Here is a 22049-nt window from a genome sequence, read left to right as displayed (position 1 = left end):
TAATTATACTCTCATTATTCTGTAACTTATTATTTGTCTCTTAATTGTGATGTTAATCACAATTAAAATAGTGAAATTAATTAAATCTAATATTTTAATATAAACTTGGTATCAATACATCGGTAAAATTATTGATGCCACACTAAATATTTCCCTGTTCGTGTACTCGTCGGATTCATCCTGTTTCTGAAAAAAATCACGTATTCAGAGTGTTGCTCTTTATCTATTATGCTTATCTTTGCAAAATAATATACATGGCCTCACTGGAAGTAAGGTGTTGGTTTTATCACCAAACGCAAACAAAGGACGTTAAAAAACACGGTATCAGCAAGAGTGGTCACCAGCGCTATCGTTGTTTATGCTGTAACCATACTTTTCAGCTTGATTATTCTTATCGAGCCTGTCAAGCCCGAATTAAAGAACAAGTCGCTGAAACAATCTGGGTATCCGTGATACTATCAGCGACTTGCATATCAGTATTAATGCTCTCGTGGTCTTTAGCTTTATAGACCCTCCCAGATTCATGCTCTTCGTTTTAACATAAACACTGTGCCATTAATAAAACCATTTAACTTCAGGAAGTATATTCACTATTAATATCTTCATTTCTCTGAAATGTATTATTAAAGTCCTTTCAGTTGGTTTTTCGAGACATATTGATACCTGTAGCATAAAATCCAATTTTTTCATATAACCGAATTGCGGCTATATTATCAGGTTCGACTCGTAGGTTGACCGATTTAATACCAAATATTTCAATCTCTGACATCAATTTCTGCAGTGATTCAAGACCAAGCTTTTTATTTCTATATTCCTGTAATATATAAAAGTCCATAATAAATATGGATTTCTCTTCCGGTGTTTCTAAAATCCAAATATACCCTATATTGCATGATTGTTCTGAAAAGCTTTTATTAATAATGTATAATGAATTGTTTTTCTCAGGTTGATAATCAGGAAATGATGATTTAATAATGTTATCAGCTTTATTATAAGCTTGCTGCCGATTTAGTTGATGGTTTTTTATTAAGTCATTGCTATATTCTTCAATGAAAATATCGCAATATAAAATAATTTCTTCTTTGTAACAATTCCTTAGCGTCATCATGCAGTTCTCCGTTTATTTCAGCAATCGAAAAATTCCCAGCACACCATGTAAAACTAATGTAACCAATATTGTATTAATGTGTAAATACACTAACAGACAGCCTGAAGAAAATCATCAGTTAAATTTTCAATCAGAATAAAATACAATAATCAAGAAGCTTAACATCGTAAAGTATTTAAATTTTCAAAAAAATATCTCATTATCAGATAATTTAATAAAAATAAATTTCACCTCCAATATCCAGCGACATATCGACGGCATTATGCAGGTGGAAGAGAGCCTGATCGACCGGCTGAAGCTGGGTTATCCTATCCGAGGGCATCTGCTGTCACTGACCCTGAACCCTGATTGTTATACTGATCCGGGGGAAATGTACCGCTTCTGCCGGTTAATCCATGAGGCGAGTGCCTGTTTTGTCAGCCAGTCCACCTTTGTCAAGCTGGATGTATTTACTCCAAATCAAAAAATTCTCTGGGAATTCAAAGAAGTCTATGGGGCACGAATGGAGATGTAACTGTTAAACAATCATGACAAGGAGCAAAACATGATGAATATAATGAATGGGCTGGCGGTGGCTAAAAGTGGATTACGCTTTACTTTTCAGATATACGTATGGAATGCCGAGAGTCCTCACTGTAAGTGTCGTTAAAGCCTTAACATCACTGAATCATTTCCGACATGTCAATGATGCTGATACTGTAACGAGTGTGCCATTTGATACCAATATGGATAACTGGCTATTTGAAGTTTATGGGTCGCTAGGAACCATTTTTGGCTTTAGCTGGACTTTGGCCACATTACCAACCATTCCAATACAAAAATATCTCCCCGAGATGGGTGAAGTATATTATCACCAAGGGAATACCGTGAGCTTCTTTCAGGCGAGGCAAATGGGTGAAGAAAGAATTCCAAGTAAGAATGGCATCGGTTTTACGGGCAAAAAAGCCTGGCGTATGAATGGCATCTATAAGTTTTATTTAGTTCCGAGCCTAGCTAATTCATTAGATAAAGGACTAGAGAATGCACAACAGGAATATGTGGACTCATTAAAGGGAGATAAGTCTGTTATCGATGAAATATTCCCACAATGGAATAATCCTGATTTGGATACGATTATGACGACGGCAACAGACCACTTTATGGGCAGTAAATATCAAGCCATTATAAATAATCAATTGCTCAGTTTCTTAGCGCCAACGAAAACGCGTAAGCTAATAGCTTCAAAAGAGAAATTTGATGAATTAATACATCATCAAGATGCCTCTCCACTAAGTGCAAAACGTAACACTACTTTTATGGCACTCGAAAATAAACTGCACGATGTTTTTAAACAAGATGTTAACCAAGATGAATTATTGAAACACGCTCTTGAGCGGTATAAGGAAAGCACCCATGAAATTCCTCTGTAATAAACGCGTATTATCTTCCCTAATTACATTATTTTTCCTACAAGGATGCGCACAAAACGACTCATTCTCTCCACCGATGAATGGAGAGGCTGTTCATTTTACGGCCACTATGCCTGATGAGTTGGATGCCTTACCTATTTCAGCCATGTACCGCTCTAAAATTTGCCGCAAAGAACGCCGAACCGCGAATATGAAATCGTATTCTGTTCCGGGTTTTCATCGTGCCACCTACCCTCTATCAATCGGTCAGCCAAATCAAGTGGAGGTCAGTATCCCTAAGGAGGGAGGCGGGAAGTGTGACTGGAAACTGAGTAATATTACTTTCGAAGTGAAGCTGAAAGATACATCAACAATTGCGCCGCTTATTGACAATAATTTTGGATTTAAAACGACATTTGTGATTGATGGTAATGCACCACAAGAATTTGATGGTGGATATATAAAAAAAACAGGTAATTTAAATGAAGAAGTTACTCTATTTCCTTTACTAAGAGAGCGGTTTTTAGGGGGACATAGACAATCATTTTATTTGGTAGGGAAATATGATGTTATGACATATAAAATGAATAATGGTCGAAAAATTCATCTTAATGTCTTATATGAAAAAAACTTTTTATCTTATTGGAATGGAGGAAAAAATCAGGATGCAGATACATCAATGACGTATCCTGACGGAACAATAATATACAATGGTGATGTAACACCAGACTTTGATAAATTAATGCGTATTCTTGAATCCAGAAACAGCAAATAGACTGATGTAGTTCAAATGAAGCAAGAAAAGCTTATACCTATCGTTATTGAAGATGTTTGATTTTTCATTCCTATCAGGCTGATGTGGCCTGAGCAGCAGAAATAATAACAGGGGCACGGTGCTCCTGTTATTGGTTTTCTGTCTTTTTGATGATTTACGAACCCGCCATATTCAGGTGTTTTCTGATGATGTTATTTACTTCATCAACGTCCATTATCCTACCGCTCTGATTTTTCAAGTTTAAGCCTGCCACGGCTTCGGCAAATGAAAACGTCTCAACGGAGGGAAGCGGGGCATCCCATTTAATTGTATTAATCGGGCTGCACATTTCTTTTAATAATACGTTGATAATGGCTCGATAGGTCGGTTCTATCTGCTTAAATATTTTATCATATCCGATAAAAAACCAGCAATTCATGACGTAGCTGTGCCATACATCACCCCATCCATTGAACGTCTCACGAAAAAACGGGGCTAACATGTTTGCCCACGCTTTGGCTTCGGTTTCGGTGATGTATTTCAGTCTGCAACCGACTAAACAATGTTCGATGAAGGTATGATAGTCAGTCGGGAAATATTTCAGGCTTTGCGCCTCATTGATATTGTGATACAGCACTTTGTATTGCCAGATAAATGCCTTTTTCTCCTCCTGAGAGACGTTACGCCGTCTGATTTCTTTCAGAGCTTTTTTAAATTCCTTTTCAGGTAAGCCAATCACTTTCTCCCGTGCTTCATGGAATAAAACATGTCCTTCATCCTGTCCGGTGATTAAACGAAATAGTTCATGGATTAAATCCTGTCTGTTTTTTACTCCATAGATTAGGTCGAATCCACTGTCGGTGTCACCCTTAGGTGAATAATCCGTGCAACTCTTCCCGTCAAATAGTGCCTGAGGCGCAATGACCATCATCCCCCAGTCTTCATGGGATAAGGGGAGGATCTCACCCCGCGCCCGTTTTTCATTCTCTTTTTGTAAGGTTTTTTCGGCATCTTTCGGAATTATTTTTATGCCATATCTCATGATAAAAACCACTAAAAGCCGTATAAGACCCTGATACAATAAATATACCGACAAGAGACCAATGGGTATCCATCCTAACCAATGCATAAAAATCTCCCTTTAATATGAGGTAAAAACGCATTGATAATAAATGGTTTTTAATGAATGGCAAAAATAAATAGGTTAAAAATCAGCTCAGCATCTCTTTTTCGTCAAACCCAGAAATCCCCAGCACGCCATTAAGTGGATTGCCGGCTCATCCCTGTCATTCATTATGAGGGCAGGGTGATAGATTTGAGTGGAATTAACGTTACAAGCGTGGTTTGGGAATAAAAACCTTTAATAATCAGATTAATGGAATTATCTACCGATATAAAATGGAATTTTTGTCATAAAATCCTTCCGAAAAGTCCTGAATGATATTATGCTGCATTCGGTTGTGCTAAAACAGAAATACTGATTGTGATTAATGCGTTGTATCTCTTCGCCCAATTTAAGCAGTAGCTAAGGCCAGAATTTCTGAGTTAGTACGTCCTGGTATCAATAGCCCACAGAATCAATGCCAAGATTCTTGAGTGACCTTTAAAAAACAGTGGCCTTTACAAAACACAGTAGCCAAAACAACCTATTTTTCCCGCGACAACGATGATCCCGAAAAATGATTGGGTAGTCATGTTTGTTATTTTTCCACACTTTAACTGAACGAAATTCAAAAAATTATTCATTGATCCGGTTAAGACATCAGGATGTCATGCAATCTGATCTGACTTTATCCAATACGAAAATATGCAGGGTCTCTGACATGCGCTACCGTGTTGAAAAGATTGAGAAGGTATGAAGATGAGAATTAGTGAAGTGGTGGAGTCAGACAACGGCTCTAAAAAATATTTATTGTCAGCCAGTGATTCAGACTTAAGAAAAAGTGTTGAATCTACGTTCTTTAAGCATACCGAACAACATTTGCCTTATCTTTGTATTTCCAGCCAATATGGTTGTGCTGTTGGCTGTGTATTCTGCGAAACTGGCAGACAGAAATCATTGGGGAATATGACGACAGAACAAATAGTGCAACAGGTCTTATTATGTCGTGAACATTTATTAGATTCCGGAGCACTGGGAGATAATCAGGAACTCAATACGATTCTGTTTGCTGGTATGGGTGAGCCGATGCTGAATCTGAAAGAGATCAGCGGAGCAGTTACTGAATTTAAAAGCCAATCACTGGCTAATCGGGTTACACTGACTTCGGTTGGTATTCGCCATACCGCAGATAAACTTTATGACCTTCCTCTGGATACTATTTCCATTTCTCTCCATGCGACCACGGATGAACAACGTGATATGTTGATCCCGTCAAAAGCAAAATTCAGCACTAAAGATCTGCTTGAATATTTTGCAACCTACCATCAAAATACCGGCGTTCCTGTCATCGTTAATTACCTGATGTTGGAGGGAATAAACGACTCGCAGGAAGATTTGGTCCGGTTAAAAGACTTGGTGGATAAAGACACCTTTATTATTAAGCTGAAATACCTGAACGAAGTCAGCAGCATAGATGGGATTATACTGAATCCATCCGAAGAAATGCCATCTTTTGCAAAAGCACTTACTGAAGCTGGTTTCCGCTGCATATCAGATAAAAGTGATGGTACGGAAATTCTGGGTGGCTGTGGACAACTTAAATCTCAAATCAGGGATATCCGCAGTAAATATCGAATTATGTAACCTTTAATTTATGGCCTGGAGTCATCACATTCTGGGCCGCTATCAGTATTTATCCGCGGCGCAAACTTTCACTCGGTGTCTCGCCATAACGCGCTTTATATTCAGCGCTGAATCGCCCCATATGCGCAAATCCCCAACGCAGGGCAACTCCTGTAACATTGCTTGCTTCCCCCGCCAGTAGCTCTGTACGGACATGTTCCAGACGCAGATTGCGTAAATACTGCATCGGGCTGATATCCAGAAACTCCCTGAAACCGGAATAAAGGCTGCGTAGACTGACTCCCGCGACCTGAGCCAGTTGTTCAGCGGTAATGGGCTCGTGGGCGTGAGCCTGCAAATATTCCTGTACCCGCCGCACATGCCGTGGCCGGATAGAACCTCTGTGGTTAGCGGGATCACCACTGTAATTATGTTGATGTGCGGAAAGCAGGGTGACAGAAAGTAATTGTTCAATCTGAGTAGTAATGAGCTTATATTGCAGGATATCTGGCACCTGAACTATACATTCAAGCAGATAGAGCATCAGGCAGCGCCATGTCTGGCATCGTTGCCATTCGAATCCCAGTTCAAATATCAATGGTTGATCCAAAGGATGCCCCAATTGCCCGACAAGAGTTCGTTCCAGTAATGAGCGGGAAATTCTCACCATAAACTGATCGTTATCAGCATTCCAGCGCATGGCAGTATGTTGATCCGGGCTGAGCACGGAGGCCAGATTCGGGGTTGAGTCAATATACTGGCTGCCACTTTCAATCGAGGCACAGCCTGATAACGGCATTTGGATAAGAAAAAAGGAATCCAGCGCACCCGGCGTAATTTCAACATTTGCGCCATAATGCAGGCGGCTGATGGAAAAATCCCCAAAAGGGATGTAGTGCATTCTGGCATTCAGTTTTCGGCTGCTACCCAGTATATTAAGCTGATGGGGCTTCATCACCCGCCCGACCATTGATCTTGTTTCATCAAGATCACGGGACGAAAAAAGCAGATGTTCCGGAGAACTGAGGTGAGACTCAATCGCAGACACAGCACATCTGGAGTCCGTACACCTTGAATCGGAGCTTTTATTATCAACGTATTTATTATCAACGTAATAGTTGTGCCACGGATTGCTCGTCATTATCAGAAACCTCATAACGTCATACCCGTCGTTTCTCAGGCCGTAGTTTTGACTAACTCCTGAAATTAATAAGGTATATACAATGTTCTGATAAGCAGTATCCACATTTTTTCTAAATGGAAGCTATATCATCGTGAATATATTCATGAATGGATATTTCAGTGTTCATGGCGATAATTCATAGCCAATATCTCTATACCTGCTGTAGTGGCTACCTGCTGTAGTGGTTGTATTTCGTGATTGAAAACTGAAAGACGAAGCGTATATCCATTCTTTGCATGACCTATCCGGCTACTGCATAAATGATCAATGCATGACAGTTCATGTATTGATCATTAGTTCATATTCTCCATACTCCTACTACTACATATACCCGTCTTTCTAGTTGCCTGAACTTATTTATTGGTTGCACTTAAGTCACTCCGGTCACCATTTTTATCAATATACGGTTATCTACCGGGAAGTTATTCCTCTGTTGCCGCGATGTAATTCGAAATCCAGTGGCATTAAAAAAGATGCATAAAATGCGAGGTGGACATGGCAGAACGATCCTTCGTGAAGGAAGTGGAAAAGTTAAGATTGAAGCAAGGCGAAGTTTTCAGCGGAGAAGGCATACTCGCTGTTACAAAAGCGCTGCTGGAATCCGGTGTTGCCTATGTTGCTGGTTATCAGGGAGCACCCATTTCTCATTTGATGGATGTTCTGGCTGACGCACAGGATATCCTGTCTGAATATGGTATTCGTTTTGAAAACAGCGCCAGTGAAGCCACTGCCGCTGCCACACTGTCTGCCTCAGTTAACTATCCATTACGTGGTGCTGTGACATTCAAGGCAACAGTAGGGACAAATGTTGCTTCTGATGCGTTGGCAAATCTGGCATCTGGTGGTGTTTTAGGGGGAGCCTTGATCATAGTGGGTGAAGATTATGGTGAGGGTTCCTCAATTATGCAGGAACGCAGCCACGCATTTGCAATGAAATCACAGATTTGGTTGCTTGATCCACGCCCTAATCTGCCATCGATTGTAAAGGCGGTGAAGATGGGTTTTGAGTTGTCGGAAGCCAGCCATACACCGGTTATGTTGCAGATGCGTATTCGTGCTTGCCATGTACATGGGCGGTTTGTCTGTGCTGATAACCAGTTACCAATGTTCAGGGTTGAAGATGCTCTGGAAAACCCGACCCGTGACCTCAACCGTATTGTTCTGCCGCCAGCCAGTTTTTTGCATGAAAAAGAGAAAACTCAGGAACGCTGGCCTGCCGCCGTGCGTTTTATTCAGCAGCATGCGTTGAATGAGTTCTTTGCTGAAGGGGCGGATGATATCGGCATTGCTTTACAGGGAGGTTGTTATAACACCGTGATCCGGGCGTTGAATTTACTGGGGCTGGCAGATGTATTTGGTGAAAGTTCTATTCCACTGTATGTGATGAATGTGGCTTACCCATTAATTGATGAGGAATTTGCACGTTTTTGCCACGGTAAACGGGCAATTCTGGTACTGGAAGAGGGGCAACCCAATTTTGTCGAACAGAATGTCGCCAGTATCCTGCATCAGCACGATATTTCGGTTCGGTTACACGGTAAGGATCTACTGCCAATGGCAGGGGAATATGATACAGCCACGGTATTGGCAGGAATTCGTGCTTTTCTGGAGCGTTATGACCGGATTGAAGCTAAAGTGCCGGCTGCTGCCTGTCAGGTGCAAATCCCATCAGTGACTTTACCGGGTGGAGAAACGGAAGGCACGGATGCAAGAAATGAAACATCAGGCAATGCGGTTCATGCCCGCCCTCCCGGTTTTTGTACCGGTTGCCCGGAACGCCCGATTTTTACTGCGATGAAACTGTTGGAACGGGAATTGGGGCAACACCATATTAGTGCGGATATTGGCTGCCATCTGTTTGCTATTCTGCCGCCATTTAATCTGGGTAATACCACAATGGGGTATGGATTAGGTACAGCCAGTGCTTCAGCACTGAGTGCGTCAGCCTCAGATAAGCGGGCAATTTCCGTGATGGGGGATGGCGGGTTCTGGCATAACGGTTTGACGAGTGGTATTGCCAATAGTGTTTTTAACCGTAGCGATAATCTGACCGTTATTGTGGATAACAGCTATACCTCTGCCACTGGCGGGCAGGATATTCCATCTTCAGCTGCCTTTAATGCCAGTCGCAGTACAGGGCATGGCATCGAAAAAGCCGTTAAAGGGGTCGGGGTGAAATGGGTACGCACAATCAGGCGTACCTATGATCTCAAACACATGATCAAAACTTTACGGGAAGCCCTGACAACCAAAGAACAGGGTCCGAAAGTCTTGGTTGCGCAAAGTGAATGTATGCTGAATAAACAGCGCCGGATAAAAAAAGAAAACAAAGAAGTGCTGGCAGCTGGGCGAAGAGTGGTACATGAGCGTTTTGGCGTTGACCCTGATACCTGCACAGGCGATCACTCCTGTATTCGTCTGTCCGGCTGTCCTTCCCTTTCCATTAAGACAAACCCTGATCCGTTACGTACTGACCCTGTAGTCACTGTATTGAACAGTTGCGTGGGATGTGGATTGTGCGGGGAAATTGCCCATGCGGCTGTGCTATGCCCCTCTTTTTTCAGAGCCAGAATTGTGACTAATCCCTCCCGTTGTGAGCGGCTGCTGTACCGTATTCGCAAACGTTTCATCCATTATCTGCAACGCCGGGATATAAGGCGTCGTGAACAAGATAAGGTTTAACAAACTGTCGTTGTCATCCCTGAGGGGGAAACCATGTTGGTATCGCCATCCATGAATTCGTTGATGATGAAAATGAAAACCCAGCCAATCAAAATTGCCATTCTGGCAATGGGAGGTGAGGGAGGCGGTGTGCTGGCTGACTGGATTGTCAGTCTGGCCGAAGCATATGGCTACTTTGCTCAGACGACCTCAGTACCCGGTGTCGCGCAACGGACGGGAGCTACAATATATTACGTTGAACTGTTCCCCGGTTCGGACGATCCCGATGCGCCGGCTCCGGTACTGGCATTAATGCCGACTGCCGGTGATGTGGATATTGTGCTGGCTTCTGAATTAATGGAAGCCGGACGTGCAGTCCAGCGCGGTTTTGTGACTCCGGATCGCACAACGCTGATCGCCTCAACGCATCGGGCTTTCACTATGCAAGAAAAATCAGCAATGGGTGATGGACGGGTGGATAGTCGTCGGTTAATCCGACAGTCACAGCAGGCAGCCCGCTGTTTTATCCATTTTGATATGGCGCAGATGGCGGAAAAGTGTGGCAGCGTCATGAGTTCTGTCCTGTTTGGAGCACTCTGTGGCACAGGCCTCCTGCCATTCAGCAGTATTCAGTTTGAACAGGCGATTATCAGGAGCGGAGTCGGGATAAAACCCAGTTTACAGGCATTTGGTCTGGGACTGAGCCGGGCACAGGCAGCCCTTTCCGGTGGGCAACCTGCTGGCTGTAATCACCATTCCGGGCACAGTGATTCGGCGCATAAAAACGATGCCGGACATGACACTTTTGTTAAACATAGCCGTTCGAACAATGGCCATTCCATTAATAACAAGCCCATTAATAATAATGATGTGAACGCGCTTTTATTACGTATTGAGGAAAATCTACCTCCCTGTATCCATAAAATGGCGCTCAAAGCTGTCAGACGATTGATAGATTATCAGGATCCGGAATATGCCAGTTTATATCTTGATCGGCTGCAACATTTGGTCAGTCAGGTTGGAGAGAGTAATCAACAGTTACTGCGTGAAGCGGCTCGTCATCTGGCACTCTGGATGACTTACGAAGACATCATCCGGGTGGCTGATCTGAAAACCCGTGCCAGCCGTTTCAAACGGGTTCATCAGGATGTACGGGCAAACAGGTATCAGCTCGTCGAAATTAATGAATTTCTGCATCCCAGAACAGAAGAAATCTGTGACACCTTACCCGCCGGTTTTGGCCGCTGGTTATCCCGTCCTCACACTATAAACCGGATACTGACAAAGCTGTTCAGTCGCGGTTACGTCATTAAGACCAGCTCAATATGGGGATATTTACTGCTTTACATGCTGGCGGGTTTACGTCGGATACGCCGCCGTACCCTGCGTTTTCAACGTGAAACAGCAGGAATTGACAACTGGCTACGACGAGTCGTGGCAGCAGCAAAACATGATCCGGCACTGGCTGTGGAAGTTGTGAAGTGTCAGCAACTGCTGAAGGGATATGGTGATACGTACTCCCGTGGGCTGAAAAATTTTCAGACTTTGATGAACTTTGTCGATTGCCATCGGAAGAAGCTGTCGGCACACAATTTGAGACAATTACGTGAAGCCGCACTGGCCGATGAGGATGGACGTCAGTTGCATGAATATCAGCAGTATCTTGAAACTAGCATCCTGAAAAAGAACGGAGGAGGAGTCAGTAATGAGCCTGCATAAATTTGTACAGTCTCACAAAATTCGGTTTTCTGAATGTGATCCGGCGGGAATTGTTTTTTATCCCCAATATTTTGTGATGTTCAACAACTTACTGGAAGACTGGTTCGATGAGCTAACGCCAGAGGGATATGCCGCTTACATTGCTAAGCACCGTTTCGGCTTGCCAACAGTACATCTGGAAGCGGAGTTTAAGGCGATCAGCAAAATGGGCGATAAAGTCTGGCTGGAACTGAATGTTGAAGAGATTGGTAAAAAATCACTCAAGCTACGCCAGCGCTGTTTCAGTCAGGAAGGCGAATTAAGGATGAGTGCAATTCAGACTTATGTCACGACCTCACTGGATACGCATCAGGCAATACCCATACCCGATGAATTTTATTATCCATTAATTAACCAGCCATTAATTATCTAACCAGTCATTCATCCAATAACCATTCATCCAATCACCATGCCTTAACCCGTGCCCATAAGAGGTGTGACAGGAGAACCAGCATGAACAAAAAAAATATGAACATCGTGTGTATTGGCGGCGGGCCTGCGGGTTTATATTTCGGTTTGCTGATGAAGTTACAAAATCCTGATAACCGTGTTGTCGTGATTGAGCGCAATCGCCCCTATGATACTTTTGGTTGGGGAGTCGTATTCTCAGATGCCACACTGGAAAACCTGAGTATGGCTGATCCGGTATCTGCCAAATCTATTAGTGCTGCATTCAGCCGCTGGGAAAATATCGATATCCATTTCAAAGGAACCGTAAACAGCAGCGGTGGTCATGGCTTTATTGGGATTGGCCGTAAAAAATTACTGAATATTCTTCAGGATCGTTGTCAGGAACTGGGAGTCGAGCTGGTATTTGAAACGCAGGTTCAGGATGAGCAGGTAGTATCCCGCCAATACCATGCTGATTTGCTGATTGCATCTGATGGGATCAACAGCCAAATCCGTAACCGACATGCTGAAGATTTCTGGCCTGATATTGAACAGCGTCATTGCCGGTTTGTCTGGCTGGGAACCCATCGGGTATTTGATGCTTTTACCTTTTTGTTTGCTGAAACAGAACATGGCTGGTTTCAGGCTCATGCTTACCAGTTTCAGGAAGGGTTATCCACATTCATTGTTGAAACAACGGAAGATACGTGGCTGGCTGCAGGGATTGACAAAATGTCGCAGGAGGAGGGCATCGCGTATTGTGAAAGTATCTTTGCCCAATGGCTGGATGGGCATGGCCTGATCTCCAATGCGACCCATTTACGCGGGGCTGCAATTTGGATCCGTTTCCCCCGGATCCTCTGTAACCACTGGGTACACTGGATTAAACCAGAAGGTGATAATGGCAAAAATGTACCGATTGTATTGATGGGCGATGCGGCCCATACCGCGCATTTTTCAATTGGTTCCGGTACCAAACTGGCATTGGAGGATGCCATTGAACTTGCCAACAGCCTGAAAGCCAATAAGGGGAGTTTATCGGTAGGGCTGGCTCATTACCAGAAAGTGCGTAGCGTGGAAGTGCTGAAAATCCAGAATGCGGCGCGTAATTCCACAGAATGGTTTGAAAATGTGGCCCGTTATGAAGATTTTCCGCCAGAGCAGTTTGCCTATTCTTTACTTACCCGCTCGCAGCGTATTTCCCATGAAAACCTGAGGCTGCGGGATAAATCATGGCTGGAAAACTATGAATATTGGTTCAATCGGCAGCCTGATCAATCTTCCCCGCTGATCCCTCCCATACTGACGCCTTATCAGGTTCGGGGGATTAGGCTGAAAAACAGAGTCGTGGTTTCGCCAACACTGCTGTACAAGGCAGTGGAAGGTATTCCGGGTGCATTCCATCAGATTCATCTTGGCAGCAGAGCTTTGGGAGGCGCGGGGTTAGTGATTGCCGAAATGACCGCGATTTCACCACAGGCGCGGGTAACGCCTGCCTGCCCCGGTTTGTGGAATGAGCAACAAGTGCAGGGATGGAAAACTATCACCGATTTTATCCATCAGAATACGGATGCACGGATAGGCATTCAGCTGGGGCACTCAGGAAGGCGAGGCTCTACTCAACGGGGCTGGGAACAGGTTAATCATCCTTTGCCGGAAGGAAACTGGCCGCTGGTTTCTGCTTCATCCATGCCTTATTTGCATGGCATTTCACAGGTGCCGACTGCGGTGACTCAGAAACAAATGAGTGAAATTATTTCGCAATTTGTTGAAGCAACTCACCGAGCTATCACCGCTGGTTTTGACTGGCTGGAAATTCAGGCAGCTCATGGTTATCTGCTTTCCAGTTTTATTTCGCCTGTCACCAATCTGCGTGACGATGAATATGGGGGTTCGCTGGAAAACAGGCTGCGTTTCCCATTAGCGGTTTTGCGCGCTGTTCGTCGTGTCTGGCCGGCTGATTTGCCGATATCCGTACGTATTTCTGCCACTGACTGGATAAAGGGAGGCACTACCATTGATGAAGCTGTCATCATCGCCCGTACTTTCTATGAGGCGGGTGCTGATATGGTGGACTGTTCAACCGGGGAAGTTGCCGCTGAACAACAACCCGTTTACGGACGGATGTATCAGACGCCGATGGCTGATCGTATCCGTAATGAAGGCAATGTACCTGTTATCGCCGTGGGTGCGATTACCGATGCCGATCAGATTAACAGCATTATCGCTTCCGGTCGGGCAGATCTGTGTGCTTTATCCCGCCCATTTTTATCCGATGCCGCATGGCTGCTGCATGAATGTGCCAGATATGGCTGGACAGACATCAATTGGCCGGAACCGTACCTTTACGGCAAAGAGCAACTGGAACGCCAGCTTGCCCAGAAGAGTATCCTCTGAATTTCAGGCCGATTTTCAAATGACAGTTATTATCCGTTGATAGTTATTATCCGTATAGGAGATACCTAATGTCTCAACAAGAAAATGTGCAGGAGTATGAGAAGAATAGGCAAAAAAGCCACGATCAGTACAGAGAAGATATACTCGGGCGCGCCAATGTCGCCGATAGCCCTGAATTGCTGGCATATTACAAAGAGCTGGCAAAGTATCACACAGGAGCACTCTGGACAATCGCCAACAAAATAGAGCCGTGGCAACCTCAATCCACTTCCGTTCCGGTACTCTGGCGTTATCGTGACTTACGTGAACATGTTCTTAAATCCGCTGAACTAGTGACTCCGGAAAAAGCCGGTCGTCGGGTCGTCTATCTGGAGAATCCCGGTAAATCCGGTGAAGGGCCTGCCGTCGGTTTACTTTATTCCGGGCTTCAGACTATGCAACCGGGAGAGTCTGCTTCGGCCCATGCTCATTCTTCTTCGGCTCTGCGTTTTATCATGGAAGGAAGTGGTGCCTATACGATTGTTGATGGTCAGAAGATGTTGCTGGAAGCGAATGATTTTGTGCTGACACCCAATGGAACCTGGCATGAGCACGGGGTTGAGCCTGATGGTTCTCCGTGCATCTGGCAGGATGGACTCGATATGCCTTTGGTGAATACTTTGGAAGCCGGGTTTTATAAGGTTCACCCTGATCTGCGTCAGGCTGTGACTGAACCGGTGGATTCCTCGGTGGCGCTGTGGGGCGCTCCTGCTTTGCGCCCACAAAATGTGGGCTGGGATAAACCCTATTCCCCATTATTCAGATATCAATGGAAGCCAACTTACGCCGCTCTGCAACGTTATGCCAGCATATCACGGGGATCACCGTTTGACGACATCTTGATGTACTACACCAATCCTCTGACTGGCGGGCATGTTATGCCGACTCTGGGAGCCAGTATGCAGCTGTTGCGCCCCGGATTTATTGGTAAGGCTCATCGGCATACCGGCAGTTTCATCTATCAGGTCGCCAAAGGAGCGGGATATTCTATTATTGATGGTCAGAGGTTCGACTGGCAGGAACGGGATATCTTTTGTGTACCTTCATGGAAATATCATGAGCATGCGAATACATCACAAACCGAAGATGCCTGCCTGTTTTGTTTCAGCGACTTGCCGGTGATGCAGGCATTACAGCTGTATTATGAAGAAGCCCTGAATGAGAATCACGGGCATCAGCGAGTGGGAGAATAAAATGCGTTTAATTACTTATCGTACCGAGATAACGGCTGAGGCTCGATTGGGGGCGATAGTTAATAATAATGTCGTTGATCTGGCAAAACTGGCGGCTCATAGTGGCAGCTCATTACCGGATAATATGCTGGATTTTATTGAACTGGGGCCACTCGCCATCAGTAGCACTGCAATGTTGCTGAATTCATTTGACGGATTATGGCCGGTTGGTGTCATCCGGCCACTGGAAAATGTCAAAATTCTTGCTCCTATTCCCCGTCCGCGTAAAAACATTTTCGGCATTGGCCTGAATTATGTTGAGCATGTTGAAGAATCCAGCCGTTCGCTGGATACGGCAAAAGATCTGCCCAAAGAACCGGTTATCTTCTCCAAACCTCCTTCTACGGTGATTGGGCCGGGGGATGCCATCGAGCATAACAGTGAAATTACCCGGCAACTGGATTGGGAAGTGGAATTAGCCGTTATCATCGGAACACGGGCCAAAGGCGTATCGGAAGCTGATGCCCTGAAATATGTTTTCGGTTATAGCCTGATTATTGATATGAGTGCTCGTGACTGCCGTCGTGCCGGGCAGTGGATCTATTCTAAGGGGCAGGATACTTATGCTCCTTTTGGCCCCTGTATTGTGACGGCCGATGAAATCCCCGACCCGCATGATCTCGCATTGAGCCTGAAAGTTAACGGGGTAACCAAACAGGATTCCAATACCCGCCATATGTTATTCAAGGTCGATGCCCTGATCGCTGATATCAGTAAAGGTATTGTGCTGGAGCCGGGCGACATTATTGCCACGGGAACACCGTCAGGCGTAGGGGCAGGGCGTAACCCGCAAGAGTGGTTATGGCCGGGGGATGTTATTGAAGCTCATCTTGAGAAAATCGGGGACTTGCGTCATCCCGTCATCGCCGTATAAACCTCATACAGGAATCTGACATGCTGACTCTTCCTAAATTCAAGGCAGCTGCGGTACAGGCTGCTCCCATCTTTCTGGATACGGAAGCCACGGTTGATCTCGTTTGCCGGCTGATTCATGAGGCAGCGAATAACGGAGCCAGTCTGGTGGCTTTTCCTGAAGTTTTTATTGCCGGTTATCCCTACTGGAACTGGATCATGAACCCTGTGCAGGGTAGTCCGTGGTTTGAAAAGCTGTGCAAATCGGCCATTGAAGTACCGGGTGCTGAGATCCTCAAAGTGGCACAGGCCGCAGCTCGTCATCATATCAATGTTGTTGTTGGCATCAATGAACGCAATCCCAATGGTGTTGCGACAATTTATAACACTCTGGTGACCATTTCAGACGAAGGAAAGATTTTGGGACGGCATCGTAAACTGGTACCGACATGGGCAGAAAAACTGACATGGGCGAATGGTGATGCTTCTTCATTGACCGTACATAACACCAGTATTGGCCCGCTGGGTGTGCTGGCCTGTGGTGAGAATACCAACCCACTGGCGCGTTTTACTTTGCTATCACAGGGGGAGTTGGTGCATGTTGCCAGTTACATTTCCCTGCCTGTCGCCCCGCCGGATTATGATATGGCAGAAGCCATTCGTTTACGGGCCGCCGCGCATTGCTTTGAAGGCAAAGTTTTTACTATTGTTTCCTGTTCCACTATATCGCCAGAAATTGTGCAGGCTATGACTGCCAGCCATCCTGAAGCAAAACATCTGCTGGCCCGTCGTAATAGCGCGTTTACGGGAATTATCGGGCCGGATGGGCGTGTGATTGGCACTCCTCTGATTGATAAAGGAGGGATTGTTTATGCGGAAATTGACTTGAATCGTTGTATTCAGCCCCGCCAGATGCACGATATTACAGGGCATTACAATCGTTTTGATATTTTCGATCTGGCCGTCAGCCGACGTGCTATGAATGCAGTCAGATTTACTGATGAACCTGAACAGACTGACTTTAATCCAGTTGTTGATGGGGGTAATCCTATCCGGGAGGATATTCCATGAGTGAACAGCGTCGTTTTCGGGTAGGGCTGATTGTACCCTCCTCAAATACCACGATGGAAACAGAAGTTCCGGCTATTTTACGTGCCCGTGAAACGGTAGCGCCTGAGCGTTTTACCTTCCATTCCAGTCGTATGAGAATGAAAACCGTCAGCAAAGATGAACTGGCGGCAATGGATGCAGACAGTGATCGCTGCGCACTGGAGCTGTCAGATGCTTCAGTGGATGTGTTGGGATATGCCTGTCTGGTGGCAATCATGAGTATGGGCAAAGGATACCACCGGATTTCTGAAAAACGTTTACATTTGAGGACATCAGAAAACGGATATCCGGCACCGGTGATCACAAGTGCCGGCGCATTGGTGGATGGGCTTCACGCGTTAGGGGCAAAACGGATCTCAATATTGACACCCTATATGAAACCGTTAACGCAGCTGGTGATCGATTATATAGAAAATGAAGGTATTGAAGTCATTGATAGTATCTCGCTGGAAATTGCGGATAATCTGGCGGTCGGACGTCAGGATCCGCTGGCACCCGCGGAAATAACAAAAAAACTGAACAGCAATGTGGATGTGATAGTCGCTTCTGCCTGTGTACAAATGCCTTCACTGGCCTCAGTGCCTCTGATAGAAGCCCGTATGGGCTTACCTGTAATTTCAGCTTCTGTAGCGACAGCCTATATGCTCCTGAAGCAGCTTAGGCTGAATACCTGCGTGCCGGGTTTTGGATCATTGTTATCTTGAAAACCGTTTTCTGAAATGAAAATAATCCTCTGAGAAAAGTGAGTACGCATTATTGGAATAGGTAACATTCTGTTATTGAAATAAATATCGCAAGAATTGAGCACAACTATGTGACCGGGGTGAGCGAGCGTTGTCAACAAAGAGGCAACTTGAAAGACGAAGTGTATAATAGTGGTAATGCTCTGTTAATGACCTATAACACTCTAAGGAAGACCCGGTATATGACACGCTACGAGCAACTGGCAGTGACCATCCGCCAACAGATAGAAGATAATATCTGGCTGGTGGGAGATAGGCTACCCTCCTTACGGGAATCGGTAAAATCGTCAGGGCTGAGCCTGATGACAGTATTGCAGGCCTATCAATTACTGGAAAGTCAGGGCTGGATCGTAGCACGCCCACAGTCAGGCTATTATGTCGCTCCCCGGATAAAGCCGTTTGCCGCTGCAAAAGGGGGAAAAAGGCTGAATTTGAGCGAAAATGTAGAGATAAGCGCCTCAATTTTTGATGTTTTACAGGCATGTAAAGACCCCAGAATCATACCTTTTGGCTCTGCCTTTCCCGACCCATCCTTGCTGGTGGAGCCCAAATTAGCCAAGACATTAGCATCTGTCGCCCGTCGTTTTGCCCCCCATAGTTCACTGGTGAACTTACCTCCGGGAAATGAACAGTTGCGCCGCAATATTTCCCGTCGTTATGCTTCACAGGGTATGCATGTTTCTCCTGATGAAATTGTGATCACTGCAGGCGCAATGGAATCTTTAAGTTTCAGCCTTCAGTCTGTCACTTCTCCCGGCGACTGGGTAGTGATTGAATCACCGGCTTTTTATGGTGCGCTACAGGCCATTGAACGTTTGCGCCTGAAAGCAATTGCCATCAAAACGGATCCGAAAACCGGGATTGATTTAGATGTACTGGAAGAAGTGGCAGGAAAATACCCGATAAAAGCCTGTTGGTTGATGTCCCGCTTCCAGAACCCGCTTTGCGTCAGTATGCCGGCAGAAAACAAACAACGGCTGGTGGAAATTCTGAATGAAAATGAAATTGTTCTAATTGAAGATGATGTTTATGGCGAACTCTATTTTGATCAGAACTCGCCAATGCCGGTCAAGGCATGGGATAAAGAAAATAATTTCATGCATTGTTCATCTTTTTCAAAATGTCTTGCTCCCGGATACCGGGTTGGCTGGGTAGCGGCAGGAAAACATGCCCTGAAAATTCAGCAACTCCAGATGACAAGTACTGTTTCAGCCAGTATACCGACTCAACTGGCGATTGCTGAATACTTGTCTCAGGGAGGATATGATAACCATATACGACGGCTACGGCGTCAACTGGAGCAAAGGCAGATTCAGATGCTACGGGCGGTGAGTGAATATTTTCCCGATTCCGTCAAAGTGAATAGTACACGGGGCGGGTATTTTATCTGGCTGGAATTTGAACCGCCTTTCAATGCCAGGCGGCTGTATCAGCTGGCGCTGGCCAAAAATATCAGTATTGCGCCCGGCAGTATGTTTTCTACCAGTTCTCAGTTTGATCATGCTTTCCGTCTGAATACTTCGTTTGCATGGAACGAAACTCAGGCTGCTGCTATGAAAACATTAGGAAGTTTGTGCCGTATGTTGTTAAAGGAATACGGGTAATCAGTCACATTTTAACTGTTTTTCTATTGCGACATATAAAATTCTTTGAGAAGTTTACAATTCGACATAAATTGCCTCTTTAGGTGTAAATAAAATATAAAAGCAGTGGAAAAATAGGAGCATGAGAATGAAGTGTTTCGATTATACAGAGTTACCAAGAGAGCAATGGGTTGGGGGCATCGGGGAAGTAAGAGATATTGTTTGTTGGCCGAATGCTGATGATTTTGCCTGGCGTGCCTGCTTCACATCTATCCATAAAAATGGGGTATTGGGGCACTTCCCGGGGATTGATCGTTCAATTGTATTATTAAAAGGTAAGGGGCTTCGTTTAACCAGTCCAGGGTTCCTTGAGCATGAACTGGTACAAAAAATAGCTCCCTTCCATTTTTCCGGTAATACTCCGGGTAATGCTGAACTATTGGATGGTTCTGTTCAGTGTTTCAATATCATGACCCGTAATTCTGAGTGGGTTTCTGAAATTTCTTTTGTGACTGATGAGCGCAAATTACCAACATCTCACAGCGGTGTGCTTTATGTCCTGAAAGGGCGTTGGGAAATAACGGGCACAAACAATGTGCAGCTGGCTTTTGGGCAAGGTGCATGGTGGTTGCCTGATGATATACGCGAAGGTGCGATTAAGCCGTTAGTCACTGATAGCCAGTTATTATGGGTGGATTTACATCCGGCTGAATAAACTCAGCAAAGAATCAACTGGAAAGTCTACTTAATTAAAAACCTGTGACCTGCTTTATTTCAGGCCACAGGTTGTGTGATATACACTTCATGCCAAAACATGACTATGGTTTCCAATCTTTCAGATAAAAATTCTGATAATCTTCCATTTCGATTTCTATTTGATGAGATTGATTACCATACTCATCAATAAATTTAAATTTGGGTTTGTTATTGGAAAAATTTTCCCAAAAATCCTCTGCTGGTGACTGAAAGTATAGCCTACTTATAGAAATGGTATCGTTGTTTGGTGTCGTCAGGATCTCGACTTCCGGAGTGGCTATATAAGTTTTTGAGTCATAGAAATCGGGTCGGCTATATTTTTTTTCTCTAGTTTGATTCCCTGCCTTTCTCTTTTCTATTTTTTCTGTGCCCCATAAAAAGCAGAGATGGAGATTTTGAGATTCTGTACGGTGAGTGAAACCGTGGTAATCATTATCATTGACTTCGGTATCATTATAGGTGTCAGCAATCTCAACACTCTTCACCTTAAATCCGCCAACTTCTGGTTTAGGTCTGACATAATAATTGTATTGTTCCCAATTATAATGCTCCGTATGCCGCTCAATTTCAGTGTCATACTCTTTTGTAATTACAGTAGCATCGTATAGACCTGTGTTGGTTTTTTCAGGCGGTGGTATTATAAGATTATCGGCATGATAAATTATGGACTGATGACTAATAATAGCAACGCATCTTTTATCATTTGAATTGTAATTTATAAAACGACTTTTATCTGTTGAATATGTTTTTCCATCAATTGTAATTTTTGCTGCTATTCTGATTTGGTCAACTTTTGTTGTTGTAACCCAATACGTTTTTTTTTGATTATATATAGAATCTTCATTTAACGTATGGGATATTGTTTCTCTATATGATAAATTAAATTCTTTCTCTTTTTTAGTCATCACATTCCCTGAAGGAAATGTATGGTTGTAATGATTTTCAATATCACTGTATGACCACCATTTTGGTAGTTCTTTATCGTCATTGTAGTTAATTAGTTTAATCAAATTCAATTGTTCTTTAGATAAGGGAGTTATATTGCCCTCTTCATCCTTTGCTTGTATTCTAATATAAACACCTGCTTGCATATTCCCGTTGGCATATATATTTGCTTGTTCGCCACCTACAATTAAGTGGATTTCAAAAATTGGCAAGTCAGTTATTTTGTTTTTTGTGATGCTATTGTATTTATGTGAGTTTGTCATTTCGTTTCCTCCTGAAAATAAAAATTAAATTTTTCATGTAATAATATTTTTTAAGTAGACTCTTGTTTTTGATATTTATTTTTGTTGCTTTGTTTTTTTAATTATAAAATAACGTCTATTTATAGGGGTGAAAGGTGTTTTAATTAAAAATCAAATGTTGGG

General features: G+C 44.1%; 18 protein-coding genes and 1 pseudogene. 15 read left to right on the top strand and 4 right to left on the bottom strand.

The features are described from left to right. Positions 1-254 precede the first annotated feature (254 nt). Positions 255-493, top strand: a pseudogene (locus AACX38_RS17945) (IS1/IS1595 family N-terminal zinc-binding domain-containing protein); the annotation flags it as partial. A 141-nt stretch (positions 494-634) separates the two neighbouring features. Here AACX38_RS17945 and AACX38_RS17940 read toward each other — a convergent pair. Further along, positions 635-1108, bottom strand: coding sequence for a GNAT family N-acetyltransferase (locus AACX38_RS17940; protein ID WP_228865107.1), 474 nt, complete (start codon positions 1106-1108; stop codon positions 635-637). A 268-nt stretch (positions 1109-1376) separates the two neighbouring features. On the opposite strand from AACX38_RS17940, the gene AACX38_RS17935 reads away from it, so the two are divergent. The 3 genes from AACX38_RS17935 (at position 1377) to AACX38_RS17925 (ending at position 3271) form a co-directional block, all read left to right on the top strand. Then, positions 1377-1622 (top strand): hypothetical protein, encoded by a 246-nt coding sequence (locus AACX38_RS17935; RefSeq protein WP_228865106.1) that lies wholly within the window; start codon positions 1377-1379, stop codon positions 1620-1622. 67 nt (positions 1623-1689) lie between these two features. Continuing rightward, entirely contained in the window at positions 1690-2517 is an 828-nt protein-coding gene (locus tag AACX38_RS17930) for a hypothetical protein (protein ID WP_339385697.1), read from the top strand. Further along, on the top strand, positions 2501-3271 hold the full coding sequence (locus AACX38_RS17925) for a hypothetical protein (protein ID WP_228865104.1): 771 nt from the start codon (positions 2501-2503) through the stop codon (positions 3269-3271). Before AACX38_RS17930 ends, AACX38_RS17925 begins: the two co-directional genes overlap by 17 nt. A gap of 154 nt (positions 3272-3425) precedes the next feature. Here the strand turns inward: AACX38_RS17925 and AACX38_RS17920 are convergent, their stop codons facing one another. Beyond that, complete coding sequence (locus AACX38_RS17920; protein WP_228865103.1) at positions 3426-4379, bottom strand: DUF1266 domain-containing protein; 954 nt, start codon at positions 4377-4379, stop codon at positions 3426-3428. 726 nt (positions 4380-5105) lie between these two features. Here AACX38_RS17920 and AACX38_RS17915 point away from each other — a divergent pair. Then, on the top strand, positions 5106-5996 hold the full coding sequence (locus AACX38_RS17915; RefSeq protein WP_228865102.1) for a radical SAM protein: 891 nt from the start codon (positions 5106-5108) through the stop codon (positions 5994-5996). A gap of 49 nt (positions 5997-6045) precedes the next feature. On the opposite strand, the gene AACX38_RS17910 is transcribed toward AACX38_RS17915, so the two are convergent. After that, positions 6046-7023 carry an AraC family transcriptional regulator gene (locus tag AACX38_RS17910; RefSeq protein ID WP_228865101.1) on the bottom strand — a complete coding sequence of 326 codons (978 nt, stop codon included), beginning with the start codon at positions 7021-7023 and terminating at the stop codon, positions 6046-6048. Between the two features lie 630 nt (positions 7024-7653). Between AACX38_RS17910 and AACX38_RS17905 the strand changes: the two genes are divergently transcribed. From AACX38_RS17905 to AACX38_RS17860, 10 genes are all read left to right on the top strand, one after another. Next, entirely contained in the window at positions 7654-9840 is a 2187-nt protein-coding gene (locus AACX38_RS17905) for a thiamine pyrophosphate-dependent enzyme (RefSeq protein ID WP_228865100.1), read from the top strand. A gap of 33 nt (positions 9841-9873) precedes the next feature. Next, positions 9874-11538, top strand: coding sequence for an indolepyruvate oxidoreductase subunit beta family protein (locus AACX38_RS17900; protein WP_228865099.1), 1665 nt, complete (start codon positions 9874-9876; stop codon positions 11536-11538). Further along, positions 11525-11950: an acyl-CoA thioesterase gene (locus AACX38_RS17895; RefSeq protein WP_099121969.1), complete on the top strand. Its 426-nt coding sequence runs from the start codon at positions 11525-11527 to the stop codon at positions 11948-11950. The genes AACX38_RS17900 and AACX38_RS17895 overlap by 14 nt, the downstream gene beginning before the upstream one ends. Before the next feature lie 80 nt (positions 11951-12030). Further along, positions 12031-14364 (top strand): bifunctional salicylyl-CoA 5-hydroxylase/oxidoreductase, encoded by a 2334-nt coding sequence (locus AACX38_RS17890; RefSeq protein WP_228865098.1) that lies wholly within the window; start codon positions 12031-12033, stop codon positions 14362-14364. 68 nt (positions 14365-14432) lie between these two features. After that, complete coding sequence (locus tag AACX38_RS17885; protein WP_228865097.1) at positions 14433-15596, top strand: cupin domain-containing protein; 1164 nt, start codon at positions 14433-14435, stop codon at positions 15594-15596. A gap of 1 nt (position 15597) precedes the next feature. Further along, entirely contained in the window at positions 15598-16509 is a 912-nt protein-coding gene (locus AACX38_RS17880; RefSeq protein WP_099121967.1) for a fumarylacetoacetate hydrolase family protein, read from the top strand. A gap of 20 nt (positions 16510-16529) precedes the next feature. After that, on the top strand, positions 16530-17558 hold the full coding sequence (locus tag AACX38_RS17875) for a carbon-nitrogen hydrolase family protein (RefSeq protein ID WP_099121966.1): 1029 nt from the start codon (positions 16530-16532) through the stop codon (positions 17556-17558). Beyond that, complete coding sequence (locus AACX38_RS17870; RefSeq protein WP_304957220.1) at positions 17555-18301, top strand: maleate cis-trans isomerase family protein; 747 nt, start codon at positions 17555-17557, stop codon at positions 18299-18301. The genes AACX38_RS17875 and AACX38_RS17870 overlap by 4 nt, the downstream gene beginning before the upstream one ends. A 221-nt stretch (positions 18302-18522) precedes the next feature. Beyond that, a complete protein-coding gene (locus AACX38_RS17865; RefSeq protein ID WP_099125929.1) occupies positions 18523-19944 on the top strand; it encodes an aminotransferase-like domain-containing protein in 1422 nt (473 codons plus the stop codon). A gap of 127 nt (positions 19945-20071) precedes the next feature. After that, the gene (locus AACX38_RS17860; protein WP_228865096.1) at positions 20072-20638 is read left to right on the top strand and encodes a HutD/Ves family protein; all 567 of its coding nucleotides are present in this window, start codon (positions 20072-20074) and stop codon (positions 20636-20638) included. 103 nt (positions 20639-20741) lie between these two features. On the opposite strand, the gene AACX38_RS17855 is transcribed toward AACX38_RS17860, so the two are convergent. Continuing rightward, positions 20742-21887 (bottom strand): hypothetical protein, encoded by a 1146-nt coding sequence (locus AACX38_RS17855; RefSeq protein WP_099121962.1) that lies wholly within the window; start codon positions 21885-21887, stop codon positions 20742-20744. Positions 21888-22049: the final 162 nt, after the last annotated feature.

The sequence above is a fragment of the Xenorhabdus sp. PB30.3 genome (genome assembly GCF_963895965.1).
In the GTDB taxonomy this organism is placed as follows: Bacteria; Pseudomonadota; Gammaproteobacteria; order Enterobacterales; family Enterobacteriaceae; genus Xenorhabdus; species Xenorhabdus stockiae.
The sequence above is the reverse complement of the archived record's forward strand: the minus strand, read 5'-3'. Positions and strand labels throughout refer to the sequence as shown.